Source organism: Alcanivorax sp. HI0007, assembly GCF_001635525.1.
GTDB lineage: Bacteria > Pseudomonadota > Gammaproteobacteria > Pseudomonadales > Alcanivoracaceae > Alcanivorax.
Genome location: NZ_LWEJ01000102.1, coordinates 1 through 304 on the forward strand (window position 1 = coordinate 1; position 304 = coordinate 304).

The following is a 304-nucleotide window of genomic DNA, read 5'->3' on the forward strand; positions in this document are numbered from 1 at the left end:
TTCCACGTGGCCGTATTCGATGCCGAACTTGTCTTCCAGCGCCTTCAGCGGCGGCACGATGGCATTGGTGGTGCAGCTGGCAGCGGAGATGATCTTGTCGCTGTCCTCGATCATGTCGTTATTCACGCCATGAACAAATGTTTTTCATATCACCTTTGCCCGGCGCGGTCAGCATGACACGGGCAACGCCCTTGCACTGAAGGTGCTGGGAGAGACCTTCCGCATCGCGCCACTTACCGGTGTTATCGATCACCACAGCATTATTGATGCCGTACGCGGTGTAATCGATGGCAGACGGGTCACT

At 55.9% G+C, this 304-nt stretch carries 1 pseudogene; it reads right to left on the reverse strand.

The features are described from left to right. Positions 1–304, reverse strand: a pseudogene (locus A3714_RS06225) (glyceraldehyde-3-phosphate dehydrogenase); the annotation flags it as partial.